1 protein-coding gene is annotated in these 4,489 nt (G+C 75.4%); it reads right to left on the bottom strand.

Going from position 1 to position 4,489, the window contains the following annotated elements:
- Positions 1 to 4,489, bottom strand: a 4,489-nt coding sequence (locus AB0P07_RS36680; protein ID WP_365558745.1) for an SDR family NAD(P)-dependent oxidoreductase, incomplete at both ends; no start/stop codon positions are given.

Below are 4,489 nucleotides of genomic sequence, written 5' to 3'. Positions count from 1 at the left end.
GGCTCCAACGCCGCCGCACACTCCCCCAACCGCTCCGCGAACACCGGCACATCACCCAACAACCCCAACGCCATACCCACCCACTGCGACCCCTGCCCCGGAAAGGCGAAGACGACGCGGTCGTCGGCGGAGGCAGCCGTGCCGTGGACGACGGCGGGTGTCCGCCGGCCCTCGGCCAGGTCGGTCAGGGCGCCGGTCAGGCCGGCGCCGTTCACGCCGAGGACGACCGCCCGGTGGTCGAGTACGGCGCGTGTGGTCGCGAGGGCGTGGCCGATGTCGTCACCCCGGGGGGCCCGGGTGTCTCGTGCGGCGCCTTCCGCCAACGGCAGCAGACGCCGGGCCTGTTCCCGCAGGGCCGCGTCGGACCGCGCCGTCAGTGTCCAGGGTTCGACGGTGCCGTCGGTGTGGTGGTCGTCGTCGCGGGCCTCCGGGTCCGGCCCCTGCTCCAGGATGACGTGGGCGTTGGTGCCGCTGACGCCGAACGACGAGACCCCGGCGCGGCGCGGCCGTCCCGTCTCCGGCCAGTCGCGGGGCCCGGTGAGGAGTGCCACGGTGCCGGTGGACCAGTCGACATGCGCGGAGGGCTCTTCGGCGTGCAGGGTCCGGGGCAGGGCTGCATGCCGCAGGGCGAGGACGGTCTTGATGACGCCCGCGACGCCGGCGGCGGCCTGCGTGTGCCCGATGTTCGACTTCACCGACCCCAGCCACAGCGGCCGTTCGGGATCACGCCCCTGCCCGTACGTGGCCAGCAGCGCCCCGGCCTCGATCGGATCACCCAGCTTCGTACCCGTACCGTGCGCCTCCACCACGTCCACGTCCGACCCCTCCAGCCCGGCGTCCGCCAACGCCGCCCGGATGACGCGTTGCTGCGCGGGGCCGCTGGGCGCGGACAGGCCGTTCGACGCGCCGTCCTGGTTGACCGCGCTGCCCCGCACGACCGCGAGCACCCGGTGGCCGTTGCGCCGGGCGTCCGAGAGCCGTTCGACGACGAGGACGCCGACTCCCTCGGCGAAACCGGCGCCGTCCGCACCGGCTGCGAACGCCTTGCTGCGGCCGTCGGCGGCCAGACCCCCCTGGCGGGTGAACTCGGTGAAGATGCCCGGGGTGGACATGACGGTGACACCGCCGGTGAGGGCCAGGTCGCACTCGCCCTGCCGGAGCGAGCGCACGGCCAGGTGCAGGGCGACGAGGGAGGACGAGCAGGCGGTGTCGACCGTGAGGGCCGGGCCTTCCAGTCCGAGGGTGTAGGCGACCCGGCCGGAGAGGACGCTGCCGATGTTGCCCGTGGCGACGTATCCGGCGGTCTCCTCGGGGACGTCGGGACTGACCGTGAGGTAGTCGCCGCCGTTGGTGCCGGTGAACACGGCTGTGCGGGTGCCGTGCAGGCTGGCCGGGTCGATGCCGGCCTGTTCGAGGGCTTCCCAGGAGGTTTCGAGGAGCAGCCGCTGCTGCGGGTCCATCGCCAGCGCCTCACGCGGCGAGATCCCGAAGAACTCCGCGTCGAAGTCGCCCGCGTCGTCGAGGAATCCGCCCTCGTGGGCGGTCGACGTGCCGGCGCGTCCGCCCGGATCGGTCCCCCGGAGGGCGTCGAGGTCCCAGCCACGGTCCTCGGGGAACGGGGTGATGGCGTCGCCCCCGTCGCGGAGCAGGCGCCACAGCTGCTGCGGGGAGCGGATGTCTCCGGGGAAGCGGCAGCCCATGCCGACGACGGCGATCAGGTCGTCCCCGTCCGCCGGCGCCGGAGCGGGGCCGGGCGCCGGGGCCGGGTCCGCGCCGAGGCCGCCGACGAGTTCGTCCCGCAGGTGGGCGGCGAGATCGCGGGCGGTGGGGTGGTCGAAGACGATGGTGGAGGCCAGCCGCAGTCCGGTCGCCTTGTTCAGCCGGTTGCGCAGTTCGACGGCGGTGACGGAGTCGAAGCCGAGGTCGCGGTAGGCGGTCGTGGGGTCGACGGCGTCGGGGCCAAAGTGGCCGAGGACCTCGGCGGCCTGTTCGCGGACGAGGGTGAGCAGGGCGGCCTGCTGTTCTGCCCGGCCGCCCAGTGCGGCGATGCGCCCGGCGAGAGTACCGGCGCCGGCGGCGGTGTCGGGGACCGGCCCGGTGGCCGCGGCGGTGAGCCGGCGGACCTCGGGCAGGTCGGCGAGGAAGGGGCTGGGGCGGGTGGCGGTGAAGGCCACGTGGAACCTGTCCCACTCCACATCCGCGACCACGACGGTCGGTTCGGTGTCGCCGGCCACCGCGACGAGGGCCGCGGCGGCCAGGCCGGGGTCCATCACGGGCAGGCCGTGGCGGCCGGCGGTCGCCTCGATGTCGCCCTCGGTGGCCATGCCGCGCTCGTCCCAGATGCTCCAGGCGATGGAGGTGGCGGGCAGCCCCAGAGCGTGCCGCTGCTCGGCGAGGGCGTCCAGGTAGGCGTTGCCCGGGGCGTAGTTGCCCTGTCCGGAGGCGCCCAGGGTGCCGGCCAGGGAAGAGAAGAGCACGAAGGCGTCCAGGCCGGTGTCCAGGGTCAGCTCGTGCAGGTGCCGGGCGCCGTCGGCCTTGACCCGCAGGACCTGGTCGATCCGGTCGGGGGTGAGGCGTTCGACGACGGAGTCGTCCAGGACGGCGGCAGTGTGCACGACCGCCGTCAGCGGGTGGTCGGCGGGCACGGTCGCGAGCAGCTCGGCGACGGCCTCCCGGTCGCCGACGTCGCAGGCGGTGAGGGTGACGCGGACGCCGGTCTCCTCCAGTTCGGCGCGCAGTTCGGCGGCGCCCGGCGCGTCCGGGCCGCGTCGGCTCGCCAGCAGGAGGTGGTCGGCGCCGTGCCGGGCCAGGTGGCGGGCCACGCGGGCGCCGAGGCCTCCGGTGCCGCCGGTCACCAGGACGGTGCCGCGTGGGCGCCACGCCGGCCGCGTCCCGGTGGCACCGGTGCGGGACAGGCGCCGGACGAGCGCACCGGACGGCCGCAGGGCCACCTGGTCCTCGCCGCTGTCGCCGGCCAGGACCGCCGCGAGGAGGCGGCCCGTGCGCCCGTCGGGGCGGGCGGGCAGGTCGACGAGGCCGCCGAACCTCTCGGGGTGTTCGAGGGCCGCGATCCGACCGAGGCCCCACACCATGTGCTGGGCCGCGGCGGCGTCCCGGACGGTGCGCGCGTCTTCGGCGGTCGCGGTGACCGCGTCGTGGGTCAGGCACCACAGAGGGCCGCGGGACCCGGCCTCGCCGAGCGCCTGGAACAGGGCGACGGTGGTGGTGAGGCCGGTGCGTTCGACGCGTCCCCGAGCGGTTCCGTCGGTGACGGTCAGCAGGGACAGCACCCCCGCGAAGGCCCCGTCGGGCAGCAGGCGGACGACGTCGTCCCGGGTGGCGTCCGCGGTGAGGGTGAGCGTGGTGACGTCACCACCGTGGTCGCGTACGGCGGAGGCGACCGCGTCGGCGCAGTCGGCCGCCGCGGCGGAGTCCGCCGGGACCGCCAGCAGCCACGTGCCGGTCAGCACGGAGTCGCCGGGCAGGGTCGCCGGGGCCCAGCGCACGTGGTACCGCCAGGAGTCGACCGCGGCCTCGGCCGTACGGTGGCGGCGCCAGGTCCGCAGAGCGGGCAGTACGCCGTCCAGGGCGTCGCCGTCCACGTCGAGCAGGTCGGCGAGGGTTTCGGCGTCGTCGCTCTGCACCGCTTCCCAGAAGCCGGTGTCGTCGCCGGGGCGCGGGGTGTCCTGCGCGGCGGCGGGCCCGCGCAGCGTGTCGGCGTCCCACCAGTAGCGTTCGCGCTGGAAGGCGTAGGTGGGAAGGTCGACGTGTCCGGTGCCGACGGCGGTGAACGCCCGCGCCCAGTCCACGGGCACTCCGTGCGCGAAGGCCTCGCCGAGCGAGGCGAACAGGCGCCGGACCCCTCCGTCGTCGCGGCGCAGGGTCCCGGTCACCGCGGCCTCCTGACCGGCCGCCTCCAGCGTCTCGTGCACGGCCGCGGTCAGCACCGGGTGCGCGCTGCACTCCACGAACGCTCCGGCGTCCGTCGCGGCGAGGGCGCGTACGGCTTCCTCGAACCGCACCGGTCGGCGCAGGTTGCGCACCCAGTAGGCGGCGTCCGGCACCTCGTCGCCGAGCCAGTCGCCGGTGACCGTCGAGAAGAACGGCACCCGGGCGCGGCCCGCGCGGACGGCGGCCAGGTCGGCGAGGATCCGGTCGGTGAGCGCGTCCACCTGTGCGGAGTGGGAGGCGTAGTCGACCGGGATGCGGCGGTAGCGCACTCCCTCGCGTTCGCACCGGGCCCCGAGCGCGTCGAGCCCTTCGGGGGTGCCCGAGACGACGGTCGTGGCGGGTCCGTTGGCCGCGGCCACGGTCACGGGGTCCGTGATGTCGTCCAGAAGTCGGCGCACGTCCTTCTCGGAGGCCGCCACCGATGCCATGCCGCCGTGGCCGGTGAGTTCCGCGGCGATCGCCCGACTGCGCAACGCCACCACCCGCGCACCGTCCTCCAGACTCAACGCACCCGCCACCACCGCAGCCGCGATCTCAC

It is taken from the genome of Streptomyces sp. NPDC085944 (assembly GCF_040686295.1).
In the GTDB taxonomy this organism is placed as follows: Bacteria; Actinomycetota; Actinomycetes; order Streptomycetales; family Streptomycetaceae; genus Streptomyces; species Streptomyces salinarius.
This window is presented reverse-complemented; position numbering and strand designations above follow the sequence as displayed.